Source organism: Corynebacterium sp. HMSC035E02, assembly GCF_001836065.1.
Lineage (GTDB): Bacteria > Actinomycetota > Actinomycetes > Mycobacteriales > Mycobacteriaceae > Corynebacterium > Corynebacterium hiratae.
On record NZ_KV827325.1, the window covers coordinates 1 to 438 of the forward strand.

The following is a 438-nucleotide window of genomic DNA, read 5'->3' on the forward strand; positions in this document are numbered from 1 at the left end:
GTTGGCTCGGTCGGCTCAGACGGCTCAGTGGTCTCAGACGGGTCCTTAGAGGTCACCGTCTGATCCTCATCGTCGATTTCCTTGTGCTCAGCAATCCAGTTCGGGTCCTTCGGATCAGTACCCGGAGTCTCCTTGCCCTCCTTGTCGACCTCAACAGAAGTCAACTCCTCAAAGGCAACCGCAGCCTCAACCGGCTCCGTTACAGACTCATCAACAGTGATCTCAACAACAACCTCACCATTGGCAGCCTCCGGCTTAAAGGTCTTCTCACCCTTACCCAGAACAGTCTCGCCATCAGCCTTAGAAATCAACTCAGCATAAAGGGTGTATTCCTTACCCGGAACCAAACCCTCATACGTCACCGTATCGTTAACCTTCGCACCAGCAACAACCTGAGTCGAACCCTCGGCAAAATCAGCATTCGTCGAAATCTTCGGC

Annotated in this window: 1 protein-coding gene; it reads right to left on the reverse strand. The window is 53.2% G+C overall.

Features of this window, described 5'->3' with window-relative positions; all coding sequences use genetic code 11:
• The coding region (locus HMPREF2635_RS03300) for a VaFE repeat-containing surface-anchored protein (RefSeq protein WP_168167652.1) at positions 1-438 on the reverse strand (438 nt) is incomplete at both ends.